Source organism: Sphingomonas sp. 3-13AW, assembly GCF_049311085.1.
GTDB lineage: Bacteria > Pseudomonadota > Alphaproteobacteria > Sphingomonadales > Sphingomonadaceae > Sphingomonas.
This window is the reverse complement of record NZ_JASNVZ010000005.1, coordinates 63,277-88,586: the sequence shown is the minus strand read 5'-3', so window position 1 is coordinate 88,586 and position 25,310 is coordinate 63,277. Positions and strand designations below refer to the sequence as shown.

At 68.6% G+C, this 25,310-nt stretch carries 21 protein-coding genes; 7 read left to right on the top strand and 14 right to left on the bottom strand.

What is annotated here, in order from left to right; genetic code table 11:
* Positions 1 to 105 precede the first annotated feature (105 nt).
* From QP045_RS08230 to QP045_RS08220, 3 genes are all read left to right on the top strand, one after another.
* Entirely contained in the window at positions 106 to 3,345 is a 3,240-nt protein-coding gene (locus QP045_RS08230; RefSeq protein WP_422514497.1) for an autotransporter outer membrane beta-barrel domain-containing protein, read from the top strand.
* 152 nt (positions 3,346 to 3,497) lie between these two features.
* Positions 3,498 to 3,884 carry a hypothetical protein gene (locus QP045_RS08225; RefSeq protein WP_422514496.1) on the top strand — a complete coding sequence of 129 codons (387 nt, stop codon included), beginning with the start codon at positions 3,498 to 3,500 and terminating at the stop codon, positions 3,882 to 3,884.
* A gap of 104 nt (positions 3,885 to 3,988) precedes the next feature.
* Positions 3,989 to 4,273, top strand: coding sequence for a hypothetical protein (locus QP045_RS08220; protein ID WP_422514495.1), 285 nt, complete (start codon positions 3,989 to 3,991; stop codon positions 4,271 to 4,273).
* A 63-nt stretch (positions 4,274 to 4,336) separates the two neighbouring features.
* Here QP045_RS08220 and QP045_RS08215 read toward each other — a convergent pair whose 3' ends face one another.
* Both QP045_RS08215 and QP045_RS08210 read right to left on the bottom strand, forming a co-directional pair.
* Complete coding sequence (locus QP045_RS08215; protein ID WP_422514494.1) at positions 4,337 to 5,002, bottom strand: DUF6624 domain-containing protein; 666 nt, start codon at positions 5,000 to 5,002, stop codon at positions 4,337 to 4,339.
* Positions 5,003 to 5,082: 80 nt separating this feature from the next.
* A complete protein-coding gene (locus tag QP045_RS08210) occupies positions 5,083 to 6,051 on the bottom strand; it encodes a threonine ammonia-lyase (RefSeq protein WP_422514493.1) in 969 nt (322 codons plus the stop codon).
* A gap of 144 nt (positions 6,052 to 6,195) precedes the next feature.
* Between QP045_RS08210 and QP045_RS08205 the strand changes: the two genes are divergently transcribed.
* The 4 genes from QP045_RS08205 to QP045_RS08190 all read left to right on the top strand — a co-directional run bounded on the left by QP045_RS08205 (position 6,196) and on the right by QP045_RS08190 (position 9,993).
* The gene (locus tag QP045_RS08205; RefSeq protein WP_422514492.1) at positions 6,196 to 7,425 is read left to right on the top strand and encodes a type III PLP-dependent enzyme; all 1,230 of its coding nucleotides are present in this window, start codon (positions 6,196 to 6,198) and stop codon (positions 7,423 to 7,425) included.
* Positions 7,426 to 7,533: 108 nt separating this feature from the next.
* Positions 7,534 to 8,592 carry a 1,9-bis(guanidino)-5-aza-nonane synthase gene (locus tag QP045_RS08200; protein WP_422514491.1) on the top strand — a complete coding sequence of 353 codons (1,059 nt, stop codon included), beginning with the start codon at positions 7,534 to 7,536 and terminating at the stop codon, positions 8,590 to 8,592.
* Between the two features lie 107 nt (positions 8,593 to 8,699).
* On the top strand, positions 8,700 to 9,683 hold the full coding sequence (locus QP045_RS08195) for an alpha/beta hydrolase (protein ID WP_422514490.1): 984 nt from the start codon (positions 8,700 to 8,702) through the stop codon (positions 9,681 to 9,683).
* 121 nt (positions 9,684 to 9,804) lie between these two features.
* Positions 9,805 to 9,993 (top strand): PEP-CTERM sorting domain-containing protein, encoded by a 189-nt coding sequence (locus tag QP045_RS08190; protein WP_422514489.1) that lies wholly within the window; start codon positions 9,805 to 9,807, stop codon positions 9,991 to 9,993.
* A gap of 37 nt (positions 9,994 to 10,030) precedes the next feature.
* On the opposite strand, the gene QP045_RS08185 is transcribed toward QP045_RS08190, so the two are convergent.
* The 12 genes from QP045_RS08185 to QP045_RS08130 form a co-directional block, all read right to left on the bottom strand.
* On the bottom strand, positions 10,031 to 11,917 hold the full coding sequence (locus QP045_RS08185) for an XrtA/PEP-CTERM system amidotransferase (protein WP_422514488.1): 1,887 nt from the start codon (positions 11,915 to 11,917) through the stop codon (positions 10,031 to 10,033).
* Positions 11,917 to 13,440: an exosortase A gene (gene xrtA / locus QP045_RS08180; protein WP_422514487.1), complete on the bottom strand. Its 1,524-nt coding sequence runs from the start codon at positions 13,438 to 13,440 to the stop codon at positions 11,917 to 11,919. Before xrtA ends, QP045_RS08185 begins: the two co-directional genes overlap by 1 nt.
* A complete protein-coding gene (locus tag QP045_RS08175; RefSeq protein ID WP_422514486.1) occupies positions 13,437 to 14,621 on the bottom strand; it encodes a TIGR03087 family PEP-CTERM/XrtA system glycosyltransferase in 1,185 nt (394 codons plus the stop codon). The genes xrtA and QP045_RS08175 overlap by 4 nt, the downstream gene beginning before the upstream one ends.
* Positions 14,621 to 15,691 carry a FemAB family XrtA/PEP-CTERM system-associated protein gene (locus tag QP045_RS08170; protein WP_422514485.1) on the bottom strand — a complete coding sequence of 357 codons (1,071 nt, stop codon included), beginning with the start codon at positions 15,689 to 15,691 and terminating at the stop codon, positions 14,621 to 14,623. The genes QP045_RS08175 and QP045_RS08170 overlap by 1 nt, the downstream gene beginning before the upstream one ends.
* Positions 15,688 to 16,527, bottom strand: coding sequence for an XrtA system polysaccharide deacetylase (locus QP045_RS08165; RefSeq protein WP_422514484.1), 840 nt, complete (start codon positions 16,525 to 16,527; stop codon positions 15,688 to 15,690). Before QP045_RS08165 ends, QP045_RS08170 begins: the two co-directional genes overlap by 4 nt.
* An 8-nt stretch (positions 16,528 to 16,535) precedes the next feature.
* Positions 16,536 to 17,627 (bottom strand): AAA family ATPase, encoded by a 1,092-nt coding sequence (locus QP045_RS08160; RefSeq protein WP_422514483.1) that lies wholly within the window; start codon positions 17,625 to 17,627, stop codon positions 16,536 to 16,538.
* 13 nt (positions 17,628 to 17,640) lie between these two features.
* Entirely contained in the window at positions 17,641 to 19,263 is a 1,623-nt protein-coding gene (locus tag QP045_RS08155; protein ID WP_422514482.1) for a hypothetical protein, read from the bottom strand.
* A complete protein-coding gene (locus tag QP045_RS08150) occupies positions 19,260 to 20,135 on the bottom strand; it encodes an exopolysaccharide biosynthesis protein (RefSeq protein WP_422514481.1) in 876 nt (291 codons plus the stop codon). The genes QP045_RS08155 and QP045_RS08150 overlap by 4 nt, the downstream gene beginning before the upstream one ends.
* Positions 20,136 to 20,145: 10 nt before the next feature.
* Positions 20,146 to 21,675 carry an XrtA system polysaccharide chain length determinant gene (locus tag QP045_RS08145; protein ID WP_422514480.1) on the bottom strand — a complete coding sequence of 510 codons (1,530 nt, stop codon included), beginning with the start codon at positions 21,673 to 21,675 and terminating at the stop codon, positions 20,146 to 20,148.
* A gap of 12 nt (positions 21,676 to 21,687) precedes the next feature.
* Positions 21,688 to 22,302, bottom strand: a complete 615-nt coding sequence (locus QP045_RS08140; protein ID WP_422514479.1) for an XrtA/PEP-CTERM system exopolysaccharide export protein — start codon at positions 22,300 to 22,302, stop codon at positions 21,688 to 21,690.
* A 212-nt stretch (positions 22,303 to 22,514) separates the two neighbouring features.
* Positions 22,515 to 23,762 (bottom strand): pyridoxal-dependent decarboxylase, exosortase A system-associated, encoded by a 1,248-nt coding sequence (locus tag QP045_RS08135; protein ID WP_422514478.1) that lies wholly within the window; start codon positions 23,760 to 23,762, stop codon positions 22,515 to 22,517.
* The gene (locus QP045_RS08130; RefSeq protein WP_422514477.1) at positions 23,759 to 25,294 is read right to left on the bottom strand and encodes an acyl-CoA ligase (AMP-forming), exosortase A system-associated; all 1,536 of its coding nucleotides are present in this window, start codon (positions 25,292 to 25,294) and stop codon (positions 23,759 to 23,761) included. The genes QP045_RS08135 and QP045_RS08130 overlap by 4 nt, the downstream gene beginning before the upstream one ends.
* Positions 25,295 to 25,310 lie beyond the last annotated feature (16 nt).

Below are 25,310 nucleotides of genomic sequence, written 5' to 3'. Positions count from 1 at the left end.
TATCCCATTGAAACAGCAAACGAAAAAAAAGGTCTGCCCAAGACTCGATCGGCGATGCGGCGTCGCGTCATAGCACGCGACTTAGATTTTATGCTTGCCGAGCATATGCGCGACGTTACCCTTGAGACGAAATATGGGGGGAACATCTTGCTTAGCGCGTTCAAGTATCGTCGAATTGCACTCTTTACCTCTGTCGCATTTCTTTCCGGCGCGCCGGCTTTGGCCGAGGATTACATCGTCCCACCTGAGAGCGCGTCCGCAACGCAGGTCACCGTGGGCGGGACCGATACGGTTACAGTCGCCCCGGGTGGAACCCTGTCCGTCCGCGACACCGCAATCCGGTGGGGCAGCGCCTCCACCGATCTGCGGATCACCAACAGCGGCACCATCGAATCAACCGCGAGCGGCGGGCGCGCCATCGACGCCGGAGGAAGCGCCACTGAGCCTCGCGTGATCACGCTGACGAATGGTGAAGGCGCCGTGATCACCTCGGAGAATGACGCAGTACGGATCAACGTCGATATCACGGCGGGCAGTGTCACGCTCAGCAACGCGGGAACGATCGTATCCACCGTCGAGGGACAGGCCCTCGACTTCGACGCGGTGGCGAGCATCGGGGTTGGCGCAATCTCGATCACGAACGAGGCTACCGGCGTGATTCGCTCGACAGACGCGGACGGCGTCCGGCCGGGCGCGGGAGCGGTCGTGCGCAATTTCGGCCTGATCGCAGCCGGAGGCGCCACGAGCAGGTCGTCCGACGGCATAGACTGGCAGGGCCATTCTGGCACGGTGATCAACGAGGTCGGAGGCACGATCGAGGGCGCACGGCACGCGATCACCACCGATATAGACGTTCTCGTCAGGAACTACGGAACGATCATCGGTCGCAATGGATCAGGCGTCGGCTCGGACGGCATCGGAACTGTCTACAACTACGGCACGATCATCGGCAGCTACAACGGGTCGGGCCTGGGGGACGGCGACGGCGTCGACATCGACTATTATGGCATCGTCTATAACAACGGCCTCATCGAAGGCGTAGGCGCGGCCGGTGGCCCCCTTGACGACCCCAATTCCAGTGAAGGGCTCGCCCTGACGGACGGCGGCATCGTCTATAACGATGTGAACGGCGTGATCAGAGGCGCGGACGTCGGCGTCTCAGCCTATCAGGTCTTCTCTCCCACCGCCGCATACGAGATCACCAACAAGGGGATCATCTACGGCGGCAACCACGGCGTGGGAGGGAACGGCGAGGCTACCCTTGTCAATTATGGTTCGATCACGGGTGGCGTGGCAGGGATGAACATCCTGAACTCCATTCACGGCGCCACGGACTGGTTCATCGACAACCACGGAACGATCGGAAGCAGTAACAGGTCGTTCTTCATCCAGTCGAACGCCAGCTTGACCGTCCGGACCCAAAGCGGATCCGCCTTGTCTGGCGCGATCGGCCTAGACGGCAGGCTCAACCTCGACACCCCCAGCGACTTTACCTTCTCCGACACCATTTCCGGCGCCGGTCAGCTGGTGAAGTCTGGCGACGCATCCCTGACCCTTACCGGCACGAACACCTACACGGGTGGCACCATCGTCAACGGCGGCACGCTCAAAGGCTCGACCACTGCGCTGCAAGGTGCGATCCTCAACAATGCCACGGTCGAGTTCGATCAGGCGACGGACGGCACGTATCGCGGCACCATGTCGGGCAGCGGCGTGCTGATCAAGTCGGGGGCAGGCACTCTGAACTTGACCGGGACCCATGCGGTCGGGGCCACCACCGTGGCGGCGGGCACTCTGGGCGTCCGGGGCAGCCTCTCGACGGATCGGCTTGCGGTGACGAGCGGCGGCATTCTGGGCGGCACCGGCAGGGTCATCGGCGCCGTTACGGTTGCGGATGGCGGCACCCTTTCACCTGGGAACTCCATCGGCACGTTGACGGTGGATGGCAGCGTGACGCTGGCCCCAGGCGCCAGCACGATCGTCGAGATCGACAATTCGGCCGCCGGGGCCCCCGGGAGCCACGACCAGATCCTGGTCAACGGCACTTTCACCGCCGGCGGCACGCTCAGGACCAGCTTCAACGGCACCGATGCAGCAAGCAGCACGCACGGCGCCCTGGGACGGCGGTATGGCGTCGTGACGGCAGACGCGGTGAGCGGCAGGTTCGCCACGATTGCGACAAGCGGTTTGAGCGACGTTCTGCGCGCCGATGCGCTCTATTTCCCCACTGAGGTGCAACTGGTGCTTACGCCCGCCAGCTTCGCGGCCCTCGGAACGGCGAGCGGATGGAACGGCAACACGCTCGCCGCCGCCAGCGCACTAGACCTGATCAGGGATGACGCTGCCGCCGCCCCGCTGTTCAGCAACCTCTACGGCCTGGACGCTGGGGGCTATGGATCGAGCATTCGCTCCCTGGCAGGGCAGATCTACGCCGACGGCCTGCAGAGCGCCGCCAGTGCAGCGCGCGCAACGCTCGGCGTGGTTCGAGATCAGGCGCTCCATCTCGGCATCCATCCCGACGATGGCGTGCAAATATGGGGCCGTTACGTTCACTCCGCGGAGAGTCCCGACGCAAGCGCCGTCGCTGCGGCATACAAGGCCAACACGAACGGTTTCGTCGCCGGCCTCACGCTCATCAACGAGCGCGGGCTGCGCTTCGGCCTTGCCGGCGGCTACACCGAAACCAGGGTGAACTCTGCAACGGGTGCATCCGCCGACGGCTCGACCGGAGCCGGTTATGTCTATAGCGCGTACAGCCCGAGCGCGAAGCTCAATGTCACCGGTGTGCTGGCCTATGCTCGCACCAAGCTGGACATAACGCGTGCAGGCATTGCCTCGACCGGGGATTTCTCCGCGCAAGGGCGAGCAAAGATGCGCGCGATCCAGTTCTCCGTTGATGCTCGCTACCAAGCCGTCCAAGCAGGCGAGCTTGCACTGAACGCGCTGGCCGGCGTCGAAGGGGGGCTCACCCGCTCCGCGCGGATCACCGAGACGGCCGGCAACAGTGCCTTCGCGCTGAATCTTCCCAGGAATGACTGGAACACGGTCGATGCGCGGCTAGGCGGCGAGTTGGTCCAGGGTTTCAAAGACGTGCGCCTCTCGGCCTACGGCAACTGGTTGGTAAAGATCGGGGATTCTCCCACCGCGTCACGTGAGGTTGAACTGGCAGGGGGACGCTGGAGCGTACGCAGCACGGGGCTGGCAAAGTCGGGCATTGGATATGGCGCGGCGATCACGGGGCGGGTGCTACCCCGCTTGTCGCTACAGGCCAGCTACGACGGCGCGGATCGCGGCAAGGGGTTCCACAATGACCGCTTCTCCGCCGGAGCCAGCCTCGCATTCTAAAGACTAGCGACGGTTCATAGCCGGAGGCTCTGTCCTCGCCAGCCCATCAAAGGGTCTAGCGAGGACAGACATCTCCTTAGAAGCCGCTCGGCAGCTTTCGCCCAATAGCGGACGCCTCGCGCAAGCGTTATGTCCCGGCGAGCGAGGGACCAATGCGCAACGTAATTGTTTCAGCGATTTTTGCGCTCGGCCTCGCAAGATGCGGCGCCAGCCCAGCTTCGATCACTATTAATGAATTGGCGGGAGACTACCGGGCGCCCGGCTGCCCTGTCATTCAGGTTCGCGATAGCGCTATGCTCATCGGCGAGCAGCGCATCAGGCTAAACCTCATACGCATCAAGCTGGAGGATGTGATTGTTGCTTATCCGCATCCTCGCGTAGTAGAGGATAAAGGCTGCGGCTTTGTAATTGTAAACGAGCCAATTTACATGCCGGTGCAGCGAAGAAACAGCGGCTTGGCAATCGGGATCCAGAACGCTGACGGGGAAGCCATTGTCGCCTTCAAGAAGGTCGGGAGCGCTCCGACGGAAGGCAACTAACCACCCACTTCGAGCCGTTCCGGCGCTGAATGAGCGCGACGAAAGCGGACCGGCCACAATCGACCCCATTGCGGACAAGCTTTGGTAGCCGCTAGTTTCAGCGGATGAGAACTTACATTCTATCGGCGCTCGGATGCGTTTTCTGGCTGGTGCCGCTAATTCTCGCAACATCACTGTTCTGGCATTGTGGGTTCTACGAAGACGGCTTTGGCTTCTACTATGATAGCCTACCGCTCCTAGGAATTCCTGTTTCAATGACCGGTTTGACGTTGCTCCTCGCCCGCTTTGCGAGACAACGTCCTTTGCCCGGCATCGTCCCCGTCGGGGCATCATTGCTGGCATTCTGCGCGGCGCTCTTCTGGCTCGCGACTTGGGGTAAAGGCGTTTAGCCGAAGGGCGACTTCCCACCCACTTGCTGCCGGTCGCCTGCCAAACCGGGTCCCGATGCAACCTTACTGGACGCAGGGCTTCCCGATTTGATTGTCACCCTTTGTCTCCGCCAACGTCTGCGACCAGCCGATCTTTTCCCTCTCGACATCCACCGCTGCCTCGTCCTCGATCGGCATTAGCGAGAGGCGGCCGTTGCGACAGTAGAACTGGCTTCCGTACCGTTGCGCTTGACCATCTCGAATGCGGACGCGGTCGTAGGTCAGCGCGTAATCGCGGGCATCTACGCCGCCGCTCCTCACCCGCTTCTCCATTTGCGCGAGCGCATACTTCCTGAACTCCGGATCGGGAGAGTGCTGCGCTATCAACCACGCCCCGTGCGTCACCTGTCTTCCATGGGTTTGGTTATCGAACCAGCCGGACTTTGGGAGCAATGTTTTGAGGATGCGTGTGTTCTGCTCGTCTATCGCGTTCATTTCGGCGCCGATGATCAGGCCGGCTCGCTGCTGCTGATCTGGCGTCAGCTTTGGATCGTCAATCATCCAGAGGTGCTGGCGAGTGACCTCATCGAGGAGGATAAGGTGTCGCATCCGCTCCTTATCAGACGTCGCCTTATCGGGGATTGGGCTACGCACGCTTTGGACAGCGTTCCGCCACGCATCGACCGCCGAGGAGACAGCGACATCATGGCTGCTGGTAGCAACGACCAAGGCGAGCGCGAACGCGATCATTCCCACCTCCAGACTACAGCCTTACCTACGCTTCGCCATGCTACGGACGCAGTGAAGGACCAGCAATACGTCCCAGAACCTCACCCCTCCCCTGCCAGAACCGCGGCATAGGCCTGCGGGTCGGCGTTACCGCCGGAGAGCAGCACCAGCATACCGTCTGCGGGCGGGACCTTGCCCGCGAGCAGTGCCGCCAGCGCCACGGCGCCGCCGGGCTCCACGACGAGGCGGAGGTGGCGGGCGGCCCAGCGCTGGGCGTCGCGGACCTCGGCTTCGCTGACCGCGACCCCGGTCGCGCCGCGCCGGGCGATCACCTCGAACGTGAGGGGGGACACGCGCTGGGTCTGGAGTGCGTCGCAGGCGGTTTCGGGCGCATCGTCGGCGACGGGCTGGATCCAGCCGGCTTCCAGCGAGGCGCGCATGTCGTCCCAGCCTTCCGGCTCGACCACCGTCACCTCGGCATCGGGGAGCGCGAGCGTGAGACCGGCCGCGAGGCCGCCGCCGCCGCATGGGCTGACGACGTGCCCGACCGGGCCGAGCCCCTGCGCAAGCATCTGGGTCGCGGCCTCGATGCCGGCACTCCCCTGCCCCTCGATCACCCAGGGATCGTCGAAACTGGGGACGAGCGTCGCGCCGCGCGCGGCGGCCAGTTCGGCGGCGATTCGCTCCCGGCTTTCGGTCCGGCGATCGTAGGAGACGATTTCGGCGCCCAGCGCGAGCGTCGCCTCTCGCTTCACCGCGGGCGCATCGGCGGGCATGACGATGGTGGCGGGGATCCGCAGCCGCCGGGCCGCCCAGGCGACGCCCTGGGCGTGGTTTCCGGACGAAAAGGCGACGACCCCGCGCGCACGGGCGGCCTCGTCCAGCGCGGTCAGCCGGTGCCAGGCGCCGCGAATTTTGAAAGCGCCGACCGGCTGGAGCGATTCGGCCTTGAACGCGATCGGGTGCCCGCGAATCTCTGCGACCAGGAGCGGCGTGGGCGGCAAAATCTGCGCGATCTTGGCAGCCGCGTCGCGCACTCCGGCACGGGTGGGCTGTCGTACGATGGTCACATTTCGTCTCCCCAGGGGCCCCAACGCGAGTCAACCGCTTTACACGCCGGTCCACCGATCCTATGTGCGCCATCCGCTGCCCCATGGGACTTCCAACCGCAAGGCAGCTCTTGTGTCGAACTACACCGTTGGAGGTCCCTTGAATTGGACGAACACCATAGCGCGCTGGGGCTAGCAATCGCCCACTCTGATGCCGTACGCGGCGTCACCATCGCCCAGCGTGCTCCGGTTCAGCCGGTAACGCTTGTCCGTCCGCACGCAGCGCGTCGGGCCGCCCGCTTCTTTGTCGAGAAGTTTCCGGGGCGCTCGATGTATGCCGTGAAGGCGAACCCGTCCCCTGATCTTCTCGAGATCCTGTGGGATAGCGGCATCACGCATTTCGACGTCGCCTCGATTGCCGAGGTGCGGCTGGTCGCGCGCACGCTTCCGGAAGCGACCCTGTGCTTCATGCACCCGGTCAAGGCCGAGGAAGCGATCACCGAAGCGTATTTCACGCACGGTGTCCGCGTGTTCTCGCTCGACACGCTCGAGGAGCTGGAAAAGATCGTCCGCGCGACCCGCGGCGCTGAGGACCTGACGCTGTGCGTCCGGCTGCGGGTGTCGTCGGATCACTCGAAGCTGAGCCTCGCGTCGAAGTTCGGCGCAGCCCCGCACGAGGCCAAGGAACTGCTGTTCGCAGCCCGCCAGGCCGCCGATGCGCTGGGCATCTGCTTCCACGTGGGCAGCCAGGCGATGTCGCCCGAGGCCTATGCCAATGCGATGGAGCGCGTGCGCGCCGCCATCGTTGAGGCGGCCGTGACGGTGGACGTGATCGACGTAGGCGGCGGGTTCCCGTCGAGCTATCCGGGCATGGAGCCGCCGCCGCTGGAGCGCTATTTCGAGACGATCCACCGCGCGTTCGAAAGCCTGCCGGTGTCCTATTCGGCCGAATTGTGGGCCGAGCCGGGCCGCGCGCTGTGCGCCGAGTACAGCTCGCTGGTGGTGCGCGTCGAAAAGCGTCGCGGAGCCGAGCTCTACATCAACGACGGTGCCTATGGCGCGTTGTTCGATGCGGCGCACATCGGCTGGCGCTTTCCGGTGCAACTGCTGCGCGAGCCGGAGTCGGATGCCAAGGACGTGGGCTTCAGCTTCTATGGTCCGACCTGCGACGACATGGACCATATGGCGGGTCCGTTCGACCTGCCGGCGGACATCCGGGCGGGCGACTATGTCGAGATCGGCATGCTCGGCGCCTATGGCTGTGCGATGCGGACGGCGTTCAACGGCTTTGGATCGGAAGAAAAGGTGATCGTCGAGGACGAGCCGATGGCATCGCTCTACGTCACCTTGGAAGCGGCCGAACGCGCCACGCGCTCGAACGTCATCAAGCTGTAAAGGCCGCGAGGCCTACCTATATGGGCGGCGGGCGCTGACGGCCTCCGCCGCCCCTGACGGGTTACGTGCGTCCCCTTGAACGACGCCGGTCCTGAAACTGGGAATACCATGACCGACACCAAGACCAACGACAACCGCAAGGCTGAGCTGCTCTCGTCTGTCGTCGAGCACATCGACATCAAGAGCTTCGACGCGCGTCCGATCATCGATTCGATGAAGAAGATGAGCTTCACCAGCCGCGACCTGGCGCGGGCCACCGGCATCTACAATCAGATGCTGGAAGACCCGAACTGCTCGATCTTCCTGGTGATCGCGGGTTCGACCTCGGCTGCCGGCTGTATGGACCTCTATGCCGAGCTGGTGCGCAACAACATGGTCGACGGCATCGTCGCCACCGGCGCCACGATCGTCGACATGGACTTCTTCGAGGGCCTTGGTCACAAGCATTATCAGGCGCTTGAGATCCCCGACGACGACACGCTGCGTTCGCTCTACATCGACCGCATCTATGACACCTACATCGACGAGGAAGACCTCCAGAACGTCGACCACACGATCTTTGAGATTGCCGAGACGCTGGAGCCCAAGGCCTATTCGAGCCGCGCGTTCATCCGCGAGATGGGCAAGTATCTGGTCGAGCACGGCAAGAAGGAGAACAGCCTCGTCAAGCTCGCCTATGAGCATGACGTGCCGATCTTCTGCCCGGCGTTCACGGACTCCTCGGCAGGCTTTGGCCTGGTGAAGCATCAGGTCGATGCGATGAAGGCGGGCAAGCCCTACCTCACCATCGATTCGATCGCGGACTTCCGCGAGCTGACCGACATCAAGATCGCAGCCGGCACCACCGGCCTGCTGATGATCGGCGGCGGCGTGCCCAAGAACTTCATCCAGGACACGGTCGTCTGCGCCGAGATCCTGGGCCACGAGGACGTCGAGGTGCACAAGTACGCGGTGCAGATCACCGTTGCCGACGTACGCGACGGCGCCTGCTCGTCCTCGACGCTGCAGGAAGCGGCGAGCTGGGGCAAGGTGAACACCGGCATCGAGCAGATGGTGTTCGCGGAAGCGGGCTCGGTCATGCCGCTGCTGGCATCCGACGCCTATCACCGTGGCCATTGGAAGACCCGTGCGAAGCGCGGCTGGGCCAAGCTGTTCGGCGACAAGTAAGCTCGTCGGAAGCAAGCAATGAACGAACCCGCCCGGGCAATGGTCCGGGCGGGTTTTTCTTTGCCCGCCGGCGCGGTAGCTGTCGTTCCCAAAACAGGGAGAGGCATATGACGATCAACCGCCGCACGTTGCTGGGCACCGCACTTGCGCTGCCTGTTGCCGCCGCCGCAAGCCAGGGCGCGGGCGCGCAATCGCTGCCGGGTGTCGCGACCTGGCCGCCTGCCGAACATTTCCGCCTGTGGCCCGGCAAGGCGCCCGGCGCCCCCGCGAAGCTCCCGACGCCCAGGCCCGAGAAGGGCGGCAACCCGGCCAGCCCGGAACTGTGGATGCGCGGCACCGCCGATCCGATCGTCGCCGTGTACCGGCCCGAGCGGCCGGACGGCCGCGCCGTGCTCTCGATCCCGGGGGGCGGCTATGGCTTCGTCTCGCTGGAGAACGAGGGGATCGACGTCGCGAGCGTGCTGAACCCGCTCGGCATCACCGTGTTCGTGCTGAGCTATCGCCTGCCGGGCGACGGCTGGGCCAACCGCGCGGACGTGCCGCTGCAGGATGCGCAGCGCGCGATGCGGCTGATCCGCGCCAATGCGGGCCGCTATGGCATCGATCCGGCGAAGCTGGGGGTGCTCGGCTTCTCCGCGGGCGGGCACCTGGCGGCGTCGCTGACGGTCGGCCATGACGACCGGGTTTATTCCCCGCTCGACGCAGCGGACAGCCAGTCCGCCCGTCCCGCTTATTCCGGCCTCGTCTATCCGGTGACGAGCCTGTCGTCGAAGACTGCGCACAGCGGCTCGGCCAAGACCCTGCTGGGGCCCAACCCCACCGACGCGACCGTCCGCCGCTACGACACGCCGCCGCGCATTACCGCGGCCACCCCGCCGCTGTTCATCGTCCACGCGATCGACGATCCGATCGTGCCGCTGGAGCAGAGCCTCGACGTGCTGGCCGCGGCGCGCGCCGCCAAGGTGCCGGTGGAAGTCCATTTCTATGAAAAGGGCGGCCACGGCTTTGGCGCGAAGCATTTGCCGGAGGCGGCACCGGGCCGTGGCTGGCTCGCGCTGTTCGACCTGTGGACCCTGACGCACCTGAACTGAAGGGCAACGCCGGCCCGGTCCCAAGCTGGCACAGCTGGGGCCGGGAACAAGTAAAGGCCAAGTTTACTTTGTTTTACTGCAGCGGGTATTTCAGCAGGACAGAGTCGACAGGGGATTTACGATGAAGCTTTCCAACCTTGTTTGTGCGGCGCTGCTGGCCGCGGCGGCGAGCGCGCCCGCCTTCGCCACCGGCGGCCACGGCTCCAGCGGTGGCGGCACGCCGAAGCCGGTGCCGGAGCCGGCGACCATGTTGCTCCTTGGGGGAGGTGCGGCGGCACTGGCGTTCGCGCGGAAGCGCCGCGCCAAGTGAGAGGCAGGACGGCGCCGGGGGCGGCGCCGTCCTGACCTTAGCCGAACAACCGACGCATCGACCGCTCGAGCATGACCAGCTGCCACAAGGTGCGGCCATGCTCGGCGCGGCCGGCGCGGTGATCGGCGGCAAGCCGTTCGATCGCGGCGGGTTCGAACCAGCTCGCCAGGACCGGTGAGCGTGCGAGCAGCGCCGCCTCGCCCGCCAGGGCATCGCGGAACCACGCGCTGACGGGGGTCACGAACCCCATTTTGGGCCGATAGAGGATCTCCTTCGGCAACCAGGGCTCCAGCGCCTTTTTCATCAGCCATTTGCCCTGCCCGCCGCGCAGCCGCAGCGCGGGCGGCAACGTCGCGGCGAACTCCACCAGGCGATGGTCGAGCAGCGGCTCGCGCGCCTCCAGGCTCACCGCCATGCTGGTGCGATCGACCTTGGTAAGGATGTCGCCGGGCAGCCAGTGCTGGATGTCCGCATATTGGGCGGCGTCGAGCAGATCGCGTGCCGGTGCGGTGCGCATCGTGGCGATGTAGCGGGTCTCGCCGCGATGGCCGGCGAGGGCCGCGCGGGTCGCCGCCGTATAGAGCCGGTCACGCGTGGCGGGCGGCGTCACCCCGACGGCGCGGGCGTATGCAGTCGCGCCATCCTCGGCGAGCGCCAGCAGCGTGGTCTTGGCGCGCAACGGCCTGGGCGCCCAGTCCGCCTTGGGATAGGCCGCACCCAGCGCCCCGAAGACGCGGCTGCGCCAATGCGCCGGAAGCAGCCCGCGGACGCGTTCCTCCGCGACATGGAAGCGATAGCGGCGATAGCCGGCGAACGCCTCGTCCGCGCCATCGCCGGACAGGGCGACGGTGACGGTTTCGCGGGCAAGGGCGCAGACCTGATAGGTGGCGAGCGCCGAAGCATCCGCGAACGGTTCGTCGAAGGCGTCGACGAGCGTGTCGATCAGGCCGAAGTCGTCCGAGGCGACGGCGCGCGTGCGATGTTCGGTGGCGAAGCGGCGGGCGATCAGGTCGGCATGGGCGCGCTCATCATAGGCCGCTTCCTCGAAGCCGATGGTGCAGGTCTTGACCGGCTGGCGGCTCGCCTCCGCCATCAGCGCGACCACGGCGGAACTGTCGACGCCGCCCGAGAGGAAGGCGCCGAGCGGCACGTCGGCGACCATGCGCGAGCGGACGGCTTCGCGCAGGTGGTGGGTGAGCTCCGCCGTCAGGTCGCGGGTCGACCCCTTGGCGCGGCGCGAGAAGTCGACGTCCCACCAGCGCACCGGCTGCGGGACCGGGCGGCCGCGCTCGAGCAACAGGAAGTGGCCGGCAGGGAGCTTGCGAACGCCCGCCACCATGCTCGCGTCATCGGGCACATAGCCGAGCGCCATATAGTCCTCGACCGCCGCCAGATCGGGCGCGCGGCGGAGCAGCGGATGGGCGAGCAGGCCCTTGAGCTCGGAAGCAAAGGCAACGGCGCCGTCGGAAAGCTCGACATAATGGAGCGGCTTCACCCCCAGCCGGTCGCGCGCCAGGAACAGGCTGCGTGCCTCCGCATCATAGATGGCGAAGGCGAACATGCCGTTGAGCCGTTCCAGCAGCCCCGGCCCCCAGGCGCGCCAGGCGTGGAGCAGCACCTCGGTATCGCCATCGGTGACGAAGCGGGCGCCGAGCTCGATCAGTTCGGCGCGGATCTCACGATAGTTGTAGATCTCGCCGTTGAAGACGACGACGTGGCTCTCGCCGGGCGTGGCCATCGGCTGCGGGCTGCCGGCGACGTCGATGATCGAGAGGCGGCGGTGCCCCAGCCCTACCCCCGGCGCGGTCCAGATGCCGGAGCCGTCGGGCCCGCGATGGGCGAGCGCGTTGGTCATCGCCGTGATCCGCAGCGGCTCGATCGGCTTGGGAAGCGCAGGGTAATAGAGGCCGGCGATGCCGCACATCAGCGCGATCCCCCCGCGATACGGTCTGCGAGTTGCTCGACCGGGCCGGCCGCGCGCACGAAGTCCTCTGCCGCGGCGCGGGCGGCGGGGCCGCCCTGCGCGGAGACGAGCACCGCCACTGCGAGCGGGGAGCCGCCGAGCAGCTTGGTGCGCAACGTCTCCAGCTTCACGCGACGCGGATTGCCGGTGAGGGTGCCGCCGAGGCGATACCAGGTGAAGGTCTGGCGCTCGACGGGGCCGGCCGCGGTCATGCGCACGCCGGAGCCGCCGGCGAGCGGCGGCAGGTCCTGCACGCGCACCCAGCGATCATTCTCGCGCAGCGCGCCCTGGCCGAAGCCGACCAGCTCCTTGCCCTCATGCTGCCCGGCATAGACGGCGATCGCGAGGTCGACGCGCCGGCCCCGCGCATCGGTATAATGGCCGAGCAGCTGGTGATCGGCGCCGGGATAGTTGGGCGCCCAGGCCGATGCGCGATCGGGCGCCACCGACCGCCAGCCGGGCACCTGCGGCAGGTGGATACGGGGCGGCGGGGGCGCGGCGCGGCTCTCCATCGACCAGCCCCAGCCGGCGAACGCGAGCGCGATGGCGACGAAAAGCCCGGTGGCGGCCGGCAGCGGAAGCCGGTGCCCGACGGGGCCGCTCAGCGCCGCCGGATCGAACCAGGGAGCGTCGGGATCGCGATCGAACCAGTGCCAGCCGATCGCCATCACCGCCGCCATCACCACTGCGAAGAACACCCAGCCATAAACGATGTGGTCGAAGCCGGTCGCCGCCTCTACCGAGGTCAGATGCGCGGCATAGATGGTTCCGGCGGCGCGCACGCCATTGGCGAGCACCGGCACCACCAGCGCCATTGCCAGAAAGGCGAGCCGGCGCGGCCAGCTGACGTAGCAGACGTTGGCGACAAGCACGCCATAGGCGGCCATCGCGATCACGAACTTCGTGCCGGAACAGGCCTCTGCCACTTCGAAATAGCCGGTGGGCGTGGTGATCAGCACCCCGACGACGATCGCCGGCACCCCCAGCAGGTGCAGGAGGCCGATGGTCTGGCGGACGGTGATCGCCTGGAGCGGCGCCTCCAGAAAATCGCCGAAGGGGACGAGGAACGCCATGTAGCCGAGCGGGAAGGCGATGCCGCGCGCAACATTGGGACCGAGCAGCGCGACGACCGCGCCGGCAAGCATCGTCACCAGCCCCGCGTGGCGGAACAGCGCCACGGCAGCTGCATCGCCGACCAGCCACGTCGCGCCGCCGACGGCGACCGGCAGCAGGCCGGGCCACCACGCCTGCGGCGTCAGCTGCGCCAGCTCGCGCCGGCGTTGCCAGACCAGCCAGGCGATGATCGGCGGAACGAACAGGCAATGGCCATAGGTGGTGGAGTTCCACCAGATCCCGAGCATGTCCGCGACATCGCCGCGGAACAGCAGCAGCAGCGCCACCCAGCTGCCGCCGAGCCAGGCGAGCGACCGGAGCCAGCGCGACTGGATGGCGGCGGCCGGCTGCGCGGGGAGCACAATGCTCATGCGGCCTCCGCCGCCAGCAGGGCGTCAAGGGGCAAGAGTTGCGCGTCCCAGCCGTATCGGCGCTGCACCTGCGCGCGCGCTGCCTGGCCCAGGCGTACCGCCTCGGCCGGGTTGGCGAGGTGCGCGCAGACGGCGTCCGCAAATTCGGTGGCATCGCCGGCGACGGTGAGGCAGTCGGCGTGGTCGATCCCTTCCGCCGCGGCTGTCGAGGCGACCACCGGCCGTGCCATCGCCATCGCCTCCAGCACCTTGTTCTGGACGCCACGCGCGATGCGGAGTGGCGCCACCACCACCTCGGCCGCGGCAAGCCAGCCGCGGACGTCGGCGACCTCCCCCGTCACCAGCACGCCCGGCTGGGTCGCGAGCACCCGCACCGCCTCGTCCGGGGAACGCCCGACGATGGCGAAGCGCGCGTCCGGATGCTGCGCCCGGACGGTCGGCAGCACGGCCCCCGCGAACCAGGTCACGGCGTCGATGTTGGGGCGGTAATCCATCTGCCCGGTGAAGACGATCAGCGGCCCGGCTTCCGACACGGCCGAACAGGCGGCGGGATCGTAGAAGTCGGTGTCGATGCCGTTCCCGACCGCCTGCACGCGCGGCGCGGTGGTCGCGGTGCGGAACAGCGTCGCCTCCGCCTCACTGACGAACAGGCTGGCGTCGACGCGGGCTGCGACCTGTGCCTCGAACGCCTGGAGCAGCCGTGCCTCGCGGGCGAGCATCCAGCGCATCGGTCCCCGCCCCTCTGCGGCATATTGCGCGAATTTCGCCGAATCCATGTCGACGAAATCCATGACGATCCGGGCGGGGGTGTCTGCGGGTAGATACTGCGCCATCTGGCCCGAGAAGACATAGATCGTGTCGACCGCCTCGCGCGCCAGCACGGCCGCGACCCCGCGGCGCATGGCGCGGCTGTCGAAGGCGGCAAGCGAGAGCGGGCGGCCGCTCGCCAGCGCCTCGGCCGCTGCGCGTGCGCGACCCTTGCCGCGCCACAGGATCGTGCGGCTGGCCGTGGCCTCGACCAGCGGCGGGCGGGGCCGGAGGTCGCGGCGGTCGTCGGCAAAGGCGCAGAGATGCACGCGGTGGGTGCGCGCGAGATGGCGCAGGATGTGCCATCCGCGCATCTTGTCCCCGCGATCGGGCGGGAACGGCACGCGATGGGCGAGGAACAGCAGCGACCCCATCAACCGAGCCCGCGCGCGATCCACGGGCCGATCCGGTTGGCGACGGCCAGCGGCAGCCGCTGCCACGCGGCGATCTTGAGCCGGTACTTGGGGTTGAGCGGGCTGGCGTCGCGGGGGGCGGCGCCGTCGCGGGTCCAGGTGGCGTAGGAAAGCGGCTCGGGCGTGAAGCCCCAGTTCTTTTTGAAGGCGGCGGGGCCGGTGCCCGCCTTGGACCGGCCGAAATCGAAGGCGGTGCAGCCGCGCCCGCGCGCGTGGCGCATCAGCGCGAAATACAGGGCGTCGTTCGCGCGCAGGCCCCGGGCCGCACGCGTGCCGCCGCCCCAATAGGGGTAGACGGTGCCGCGCCAATAGAGGCTCAGCACGCTGGCGACCGGGCGGCCGGCGTGACGGACGGTGAGGATGTCGGCTCCCTCAGCCCCGAAGGCGTCGAGCACTTCGGAAAAGAGCGCGGGCGGGAAGACCGGCGTGCCGAGGTTGCGGACGGATTCGCCATAGACGGCGAAATGCTCGGCACGATCGCGCGGGCTGCGGCCGGTGACCACTTCGAGGTCGGCGGCGAGCGCCTTGCGGACTTCGGCGCGCTGCTTGCGGGGGATGGCGGCGAGCTCGGCGGCATCGTCGGCGGCGATCGGGCGGACGAAGCCGAGGTAGCGGCCGCTGTCGAGGCTCCACCCCGCGCCCTCCGGCGCCGGGCCGCCGCGCAGCTCGATCGTCGGTGCGCCTTCGGCGTCCGCGATCGCCAGTGCGCGGTCGATGAGTGCCGCTTGTGCGGCCGGGTCATGCCCAAGCGGACCGCCGCCGACGCCGAAGCCCGTCGAGACGAGCGCGGTGCCGAACAGGCGCGAGCGGACAGTGGTGAGGGGCAGGATGCCCGCCAGTTCCCCGCCCCGCTCGGCCAGCAGCAGCGTGAAGGCCTGGCCGGTCGCCCGCGCCGTCGCTTGCCCCCAGGCAGGGAGATGGAACGGCGTGCCGCCCGGCTGCGCGGCGACAAAGGCGGCGATTCGCGCGAGCTCCAGTCGATCGCCGAGGTCGGCAGCACGGACGGAGGCGCCCGCGGGGAGCTTCGTCACGCCCGCGCCGCCTCTGTCTCGACGATCGCGTCGACCCGGCCCCAGCTGTGCCGGCGGAGCAGCCCGCGCAGCTTGCCCTCCATCGCGCCCAGCCGCGAATAATGACGGATGCGCGAGCGCAGCGGCGCGGCGGATACGCGCGGCTGGTCGGGATCGACCTCCCACGGATGGAAGTAGAACATCGCCGGGCGCGCCGCGACGCGGTTTGCCTCTGCCACCGCCGTCCGGGTGATGCGGCCGGGGAGCAGGCGGAAGAAGCCGCCACCCACCGGCACCTGCCGCCCGAGCACCCGCGCCGTGGTGATCGGCCATTCGATCAGCGGCGCGTCGGCAAGCGGGCGAAACGGGTGCGGTGGCGCATCGGGCCAGCCGTAATGATCGTGGCGGACCGGCGCGACGCTGGAGGAATAGCGATACCCCGCCTCTGCCAGGATCGCGTGCGCCCAGGGGGTGCGCGTGTCGATCGAGAAGCTGGGCGCGCGATAGCCGGTCACCGCGACGCCGCCGGCATCTTCGAGCGCGGCGCGGGCGCGGGCGATGTCGGCGCGGAACTGATCGGGCGTGAAGGTGAAGACGCGCTGGTGATCCCAGCCGTGGCTGGCGATTTCATGCCCCGCATCCGCGATCCGGCGGATCAGGCGCGGCGCGCGCTCCGCAACCCAGCCGAGCGTGAAGAAGGTCGCGAGCGTGCCGGTTTCCGCGAACAGCGCGAGGACGCGGTCGGCATTCGCCTCCACCCGGCTTTCCAGGCGCGGCCAGTCGGCGCGGTCGATGACCCTTTCAAAGGCGCCGACCTGGAACCATTCCTCGACGTCGACCGACATGGCGTTGCGCATGGGGCGGCTCAGGCAGCGGTGCCGTGGAGCCGGTCGATGTTGGGGCGGCGATCGTCGCCCTCCACCCAATCGACCAGCAGCATCAGCACGCGGCGCAGCGTCTCGTCCTGCTCCGCGACCCGGCTCTCCAGCCTGGCGATCCGCTCCAGCAGGGGGGCGAGGTCCGCAGGCTGCACACCGCCGCCCGGCGTCGGGACCGCGTGGAGCACGCCGCGAACCGGCCGGACGCCGTCGGTGCCGGTCGTGTCGGCAGTCGAGGCAAGTGCCTCTGGCTCATCAAGCTGGCCGACGTCCTCGTCCAGCTCGCCCGCCACCGAATCGATGTCGGCTGCGTCGAAGCGCTCCATCTCCTCGACGCCGCCCAGCAGCAGGACGCGGCCCATCAGCAGGTTCAGCCGCCGCGGCACGCCGCCCGACCAGCGGTACAGCGCCTCGATCGCCTCGGGCGTGAAGTCGGGGCGGCCGTTCCAGCCGACCAACGACAGCCGATGGACGATATAGGGTTCGACCTCATGCGCCTCCATCGGATCGAGGTGGTGCATCGCGATCACGCGCTGGCGCAGCTGTTCGACCCGGCCCGATCCCTGCAGCCGCTCACGAAACTCCGGCTGGCCGAGGAGGAAGATCTGGAGCAGCGCATGGCCGCCCGCCTGGAAGTTGGAGAGCATCCGCAGCTCTTCGAGCGCGGACAGCGGCAGCGACTGCGCCTCGTCCACCACCAGCAGGGTGCGGCGCCCGGCCCGGGCGGTGGCATGGAGGCCGCGCTCGATCGCCGAGAGCAGCTGCGCCTTGGACAGCCCGGCGGGATCGACGCCGAGGCCGGAGGCGATCACCTGCAGCAGGTCCTCCGGCTCCAGCTGGGTCGTGACGAGGCGGATGACGTTGAGGCGGCCGGGATCGATCGTCGAGAGGACATGACCGAGCAGCGTCGTCTTGCCCGCACCCGGCTCGCCGGTGATGACGATGAAGCCCTCACCCTCGCTGAGGCCATAGGTCAGATATGCCATCGCCTTGCGATGGGCGCTCGTATCGTACCAGAACGCCGGGTCGGGCGTCAGCTGGAACGGCTTTCCGGTCAGGCCGTAGAAGTCGTCGTACATCGTCCCGGCCTCCTTAGAAGCGGTAGCCGAAGGCGAGCAACGCCTGGGCGATCCAGGCGCTTTGGCTCCGTTCGGCATCGTAAGTGTACAGCCCGGCAGAGGCGGTGCCATAGGCACGGCCAAAGCTGCGATAATAGGCACCCTGCACGCCCCCGCCCCAGCTGTCGAGCGAGCCCTGGAGCCCGCTGCCGAAGTAGTTGGCATAGACGTCCGCGGTGATGCCCGAGCGGGAATCGAGCGCACGCTGCGCAAATGCCTGCGCGTAATAGGTCTCGTCATTGCTGCGATAGAGCGCGGCACCGGGCACATCGGGCAGGAAATAACGGCGGTTGGTATAGCCCGCCCCCACGCCCAGCCGCGTGTTGCCGCGACTGACCGCATAGACCGCGTCGACGCCGCGCGCGCGATAAACCGCGGTGGAGATCGACTGGAACACCGGCGTCAGGCAGGCGCCGGGCTGGGGCACGCCCTGTCCCGCGGTGCCACCTCCAAAGACGCAGCCGCTGTAGCGATTGCCGAACGGATCGGTCCCGCCGTTGTAGAAGCTGGTGGGGAGCGACGAGAGACCGCCAGTCAGCTGCTGCCCGAAGGTGGTGACGGTGTCGTAGACGCGCACCTGCAACCCGGCGTTGGGCGCCATCTGCCACGACAGCGAACCCGTGTAGATCATGCTGCCGTAACGCTGGCCCACCCGACCCTCCAGCGTGAAGCGGGGCGAGGGACGCCAGACGACGCCCGCGTCCCAGATGACGCCGTCGACGTCATAGGCCAGCCGGATCGGCGAGGCGGGATCGGTTACGTAGCGGCCGGAGCGATCCAGCACGGGGGCGCCGTTGGCTTCCAGCAACGGATCGCGCTGGCCAACCTCGATCTTTTCCCAGCCGATGCCGCCGACCACGGCGAGATCACGCCTGACCGGCATGAGCCCGTCGAGGCGGAGGAACTTGCCCTCGTAGAACTGGTCGAGCTGGCTGGTGTCCTCGCGCACCAGCCCGCCCGACAGGGTCAGGCCGACCGGAAGCAGCGTGCCGGGACGAGTCGCCAGGCTGGCGGTCAGCTGATGGTTGGTGGAGTCATTGTAATAGTCGAGGCCGTTGCCAGCACTGTCGCGAAAGGCGTCGGGGAACTCGACCTTGGTATAGCCAAGGCGATAGGCGGCGTTGACGGCGACCGGACCGGCACGGGTCGAAAAGGCGGGGCCGCCGTAGAGCGAATAGATCTGGCTGCTGCTGCCGCCCAGCCCGGCGAGGAAGCCCGGTCCCGCGGCGCCCAGGCCGCTGCGCGTGCGGGTGGCGAGCGCCCCCGCTTCGAGCGCGACCGTGCGGGTCAGCTGCGCATTGGCGCGCGCGAGGCCGGAATGGACGTCGATGTCGGAGACGCCTTCCTCCCAAGCGATGTAGCGCTGGTACTGGTAGCTCATCTGCACCTGCACGCGGCTGCTGCGCACGACCGCATCCACCCCGGCGGAGAGCTGGGTATAGGTGAGCACGTCGTCGTTGGTGAGATCGGCCGACACGATCTGGCCGATTTGGATATAGGGCGAGACTTCGGCGCGGCGGCCCTGCGCCCCGGCCGGGGCGGCGGCGGTCGTTACGAGGATCAGCGCGGCGCCCGCCAGCCAGGCGGCTCGGCTCACGCCTCCTCCTCCGCCTCATAATAGCTGCCGAAGCGCCGGCCGCGCGGCTGGAGCGAAACCGCATTCAGCAGCAGCTGAATAGTGTCGCAGCCGTCGAGCAGGCCGACCGCCTCGCGCAGGTCGCTCTCACTGGTGCGGTCGGCGCGCACCACCATCAGCACCTGGCCGACATGTTCGGCGAGGGCGGCGGCGGTCGAGGCGGCGAGTACCGGTGCCGAATCGAACACCATCAGGCGGCGGGGGTTTGCCTGTTCGAGCCGGTCGAGCAGTGCCCGCGCACGATCGCTTGCGAGCAGTTCGGTGTCATTGTCGCTGCGCGTGCCGGCGGGGAGCACCGACAGGTGGGGCACGTCGGTCGGGATCACGCAGCTCTCGACGTCGACGGTCGGGTCCGCGAGCGCATCGAGCAGCCCGGGCCCGGTCGGCAGCCCGAGCGTGTCGGGCACGTCGGGCTTGGCGAAATCCGCGTCGACCAGCAGCACTTCCAAGTCGCGCTCGGCCGCCAGCGACAGCGCCAGGTTGACGGCGCAAAAGGTCTTGCCCTCGTTGGGCTGCGCGGAACAGACGAGCACGCTGCGCGGCCGCGCTTCGCCCTCACGCGCGGCGGTCAGCAGCTGGCGCTTCACCAGCCGGAATTCCTCGGCGAGCGCGGACACCGGCCCATTCGGGACCAGCATGCCGCGTTCCGCCAGCCGCTCCCGGTCGATCGGCTCCGGCGCGCGGGCGGGTGCGGGCACCGGATCGGGCACGGGCGGGCCCGCCGTGGCCTGGCCCACCGGCCGCAGCCCGACGCCGGGCTGAAACCCGTAGCGCTCGACGGCGCGTTCGAGCAGCGAGCCGCGACGGCGCGGAGGCGGTGGAGCGCTGTTCATCGGTACATCCTCACGCCGCCGCGAGCCCGCGCATCAGGAACTCCAGCCCCATCAGCGCGACAAAGGCGACGCCCAGTGCGGCGGCAGCGCCGGTGAACAGCTTCAGGCGACGGCGGCGAAGCTGGAGCTGCGTCTCCGTCAGCACTTCGCCGATCGAGCCGATCACCGGCAGGCCGCTCGCGCGCTCCAGCCGGGCGGCGGTGGAGAAGCCGGAACCCAGCTTGCCGAGCGCAAAGGCGCTGGCGACGCCACCGCCAAGACCCACCACCAGCACCGCCAGCAGCAGCAGCGGGCGGTTGGGCGAGGCCGGGACGCTCGACTGGCTGGGCGGATCGATGAGGCTGAACTTGACCGCGTCGGTCTCATTCTGGACCTGGCGGCGCAGGCGGACCTGCTCGCGGTCGGTGAGCAGCTGGTCATACTGCGTCTTCATGGCGGCGATATCCTGGTCGAGCTGCGCCTGTGCGGCGGCCGCCGCGGGATCGCGTGCCATCTTTGCCTGGAGCCCGCCGAGCTGTGCCTCGAGCTGGCTCTTGCGCTGGGCGAGTTCGGCCACGCGCGCGGCGCGTTCGGTGCGCATCGACTGGAGCTGGAAATAGAGCGGATTGGCCTGTCCGGCCGAACCGCCGCTGCGCGTCACCGGTTCGTTGCGCGCGGCAGCGCGGGCGACGGCGAGCTGGCGCCGAAGCGCGATCATGTCGGGGTGCTGGTCCGTCCAGCCGCGGCCGCGGCCCTCGGCAAGCTGCCCCTCGATCAAGGCGACGCGCGCACGCGCCGGCCCGGCGGCGGTGGCGCCCGCCTCCCCCGCGACCGTCGCCGCGGTGGCGGCGAGCTGGTTGTTGACGGCCGACAGGCTGCTGTTAGCCGAGGCGAGTTCGCCGTCGATCTGGGCAAGCTGCTCGCGCGCCTGGCTCATGCGCTCGTCCATCGAGCCGGTGCCCGGCAGGATGCCGACATATTGCGCCTGGAATTCCTGGCGCCGGGCCTCCGCCTGGGCAAGCTGCTGCTGACGAACGGCCAGCTGCTGATCCAGGAACCGCAGCGACTGGGTCGTGGCATCGCGGCCGCTGGCGAGGTTATCCTCGACGAACAGGTCGACCATCTTCTGCACGACCTCCCGCGCGACCCGCGGGTCGCCCAGCGTCGCGGTAATCTCGAACAGGTTTTCCTGCTGGGCGATGACGCGGATCGCCTTTTGCAGCGTGCCGATGCGGTCGGCGACGTCCCGGTCGGTGGTGACGGTGTTCGCAATGCTGGTCCCGCGAACGACCTTTTCCAAATTATAGGCGGAGGTCAGCGTCTGGCGGACGCGGTCGATGTCCTCTGCCTGACGATCCTGGATGCCGCCGGTGGCGGTGCTTGCCGGCAGGATCGAGCGGAGCTCGACCGACACGCGGGCGGTGGAGGTGTAGCGGTTCGGGATCTGCGACACGGCCAGCCAGCCGACCAGGCAGATCGCCCAGGCGACGCCAAGCGCGACCCAGCGCCGGAGCCACACCGTGTGCGCCGCGACCCGCAGCTCGTCAAAGAGACCGTCCACCCCACCTGCCCTTTAGAACATGGATTCCGGGATGATGATCACATCCCCGGGGGCGAGCCGCACGTTCGCGCTGGTGTCGCCATCCTTGAGCAGGCTGGAGATGCGCAGGCCAAATTCCTGCTGCTTGCCGGTTTCCCGGTCGAAGCGCACCAGCCGGGCACGGTTGCCGGCAGCAAATTCGTTCACGCCGCCGACCGCGATCAAGGCGTCGAGCAGCGTCATGTTGGCGCGGAACGGCAGCGACGCCGGCTTTTCGGTGGCACCGACGATGCGCACCTGCTGGCTGTAGGTGCCGGAGAAATTCTCCACGATCACCGAAACCAGCGGGTCGCTGATATATTCGCCGAGCGCGAGCTTCATGTCCTGAGCGAGCATCGCCGGGGTCTTGCCGACGGCGGGCATGTCGCTGATCAGCGGCGTGGTGATGCGGCCGTCCGGGCGTACCTGGACCTTGGCCGACAGCTCCGGATTGCGCCAGACAAAGACGTTGAGCTGATCGAGCGGGCCGATCACATAGTCCTCGCCTGGGGTCTCCTGCGCGGTGACGAACGGCGCGGGCGGCAGTTCAGGCCGGGTCGCGGCGCAACCGCCGACCAGGATCGCCGCAATCGCTGCGAAACCGGCCATTCCCGGGAACCTGTGCACGCGCATATCAAACCTCTTGCTCAGTCATCCGCCACCTTTTGCGGGCGCAGGATCGTTGGTGCCCTATACCCGGCCGGGTAAAGATAGGGTTAGATGGAAACGGGCGATTGCCGCGCTGCGGCGTGCCATATCGGGAAGTCAGCCGGACATGCGTTCGCGCGCCCGCACCCTCCCCCATGGCATTCGGAGGCGCGTTAACGGCCGCTGGCGGCGCCGGTTCCCCGGATCACCAGTTCGGCCGCCGGCGGGTGGCCCAGGAACGCTGAGGGACTCGCGGTCGCGCCATAGGCGCCGGCCAGGAAGATCGCGATCAGGTCCCCCTCCGCGACCTCCGGCAGCGCCACCTTGTCGGCAAGCCGGTCGAGCGGGGTACACAGGCAGCCCACGACCGAGGCGACGTGCGTCGCCGGCGCCGACATCCGCTCCGCAACCGCGAGCGGATAGTTGCGGCGCACCACGGTCCCGAAGTTGCCGCTGGCGGCAAGCTGGTGGTGCAGCCCGCCATCGACGACCACGAAACGCTCGCCGCCGCTTTCCTTCACGTCGATGACGCGGGTGAGGTAGACGCCCGCCTCCCCCACCAGCCAGCGGCCGAGCTCGATCGCGAAGCCGCTGTCGGCCAGCACCGGCGCGCGGCCCGCCAGCGCCTCGCCCAGCGCGGATCCGATCGCGGCAACGTCCACGGGCGTGTCGCCGGCAAAATAGGGAATGCCGAAGCCGCCGCCGAGGTTGACGAGCGGCGGCGCCGCGCCGGCTTCCTCCGCCAGTCGCGCTGCCAGGGTCACGGTGGCGGCCTGCGTCTCGATGATCGCGGCGCTGTCGAGGGCCTGCGAGCCCGCAAAGATATGGAAGCCGCGCCAGTCCGCCCCGGCGGCGAGGATGGTGCGGACGAGCGCCGGCACGCGCGCAGCATCGACGCCGAACGGCGAGGCGCGGCCGCCCATGCGCATGCCGGATCCCCGAAGCTCGAAGTCCGGGTTCACCCGCACCGCGAGCCGCGGCGCGGTGCCGAGGCGGTCGCCGGTCGCGAGCGCGCGCGCGACTTCCCCCTCGGACTCGGCGTTGAGGGTCGCGCCCGCCCGGATCGCGGCTTGGAGTTCGTCGTCGCGCTTGCCGGGACCGGCGAAGCTGATCTCGGCGGGAGCCTTCACCGCCAGCGAGCTTGCCAATTCGCCACCTGAGGCGACGTCGAGCCCGTCCACCAGCGGCGCGATGCCGCCAAGCAGGTCCGGGTGCGGGTTCGCCTTGATCGCATAGTGGATGCCGACGGCGGCGGGCAGCGCCCGGCGCAACAGGGCGACGCGGTCTGCGATCATGCCCAGGTCGTAGACGAAGGCGGGGGTGTCGCCGGCGCGGGCGACCAGCGCCTCGGCATCGAGACCGGCGATCATCAGGCGGTCCTGCCCCGCAAAGGGGGCCGGGATCGGACCCATCGGCTTCATCGTGCAGGCTCCTGGAATTCGGCGAGGACGGCCGCGCGCAGGCCGCTACGGTCGAGCTTGCCATTGGCGTTGCGCGGCAACGTGTCGCGCCAGCGATAGTGGGCGGGCTGCTGGAAGGCGGGCAGTTCCCGCCGCAGCCGTTCGCGCAGGCGTGCCTCCGCCTCTGCGGGATCGCCGTTCGCGCGGGCGACCACGAGCACGGCCTGTCCCAGCCGAGCGTCCGGCACGCCGAAGGCGGCCGCCTCAGCCACCTCCCCGCCGGCGAGCAGCGCCTCCTCGACCTCGGTCGGGCTGATGCGGTTGCCCGCGCTCTTGATCATCTCGTCATCGCGGCCGACGAAACGGAGCAGGCCGTCGGCGCCCTCGACGACCGTGTCGCCGGACCAGACGGCGGTGCCGCCACTTGCGGCAAAGGCCGGCGCGGGGCGGAAGCGCTGGGCGGTGCGCTCCGGGTCGTGCCAATAGCCCTGCGCCACCAACGGCCCGGCGTGGACGAGTTCGCCGGGCTCGCCGGGATCGGCGCGGCTGCCGTCCGGACGCACGACCATGATCTCGGCAAAGGGAATGGCGCGGCCGATCGCGTCGGGGGCGGAGTCCACCAGCGCGGGATCGAGATAGGTCGAACGAAACGCCTCGGTCAGGCCGTACATCGGGTAGAGGTCTGCGTTGGGGAAACGCGTTCGCAGGGCGCGCACCATCCGCGGGGTGAGCGCCCCGCCGGAGTTGGTGAGCCGCTGCAGCCGGCCGGCGGTTTCTTCCGGCCAGTTCGCCTCCAGCAGCTGGGTCCAGAGCGGCGGCACGCCCGCAAGGCTGGCGATGCGTTGCCGGTCGACCGCCTTCACCACGTCGCGCGGGGTAAGGTAATCGAGCGGCACGACGCAGGCACCGGCGGCCCAGCTCGAGAACAGCTGGTTCTGGCCATAGTCGAAGCTGAGCGGGAGGACGCCGAGCACGCGGTCTGCGGGCGTGAGCCGGAGATAATGGGCGACCGAGATCGCCCCCAGCCACAGATTGGCATGGCTGAGCATCACCCCCTTGGGCCGGCCGGTGGAGCCGGAGGTGTAGAGGATCGCGGCAAGCGCCTCCGGCGTCGCGGCGGAGGGCGGCAGCGCATCGGCGTGATGGGCGAGCGCGTCCTGCTCGGCGGCGACAGTGCAGCCGTTGGGCACGTCCGCAGGCTCCAGTAGTTCGGCGCGCTGCGGCTGGGTGAGGAGGAGCGCGGCGCCGCTGTCGGAGAGGATGTGCGCCACCTGCGCGCGCTTCAGCACGGGGTTGACCGGCACATGCACCAGCCCGGCGCGGGGCGCGGCCAGCGGCATCAGGCACGCGGCGCGGGATTTGGGCAGCCAGCTTGCGACCCGGCTGCCGGGCGCCAGCCGCTGCGCGGCGAGCCAGTGCGCGAGCCGTCCGACCGCCTGTTCCAGATCGGCATAGGAAAGCGGCCCTTCCCGGCCGTCGAGCGCCGGGGCGGCGGGATCGCCACGCAGGGATAGCGCGTCGATGGGCTGGGGAACGGGATCGAGCGGGACCATCGCCGACCGCATAGCC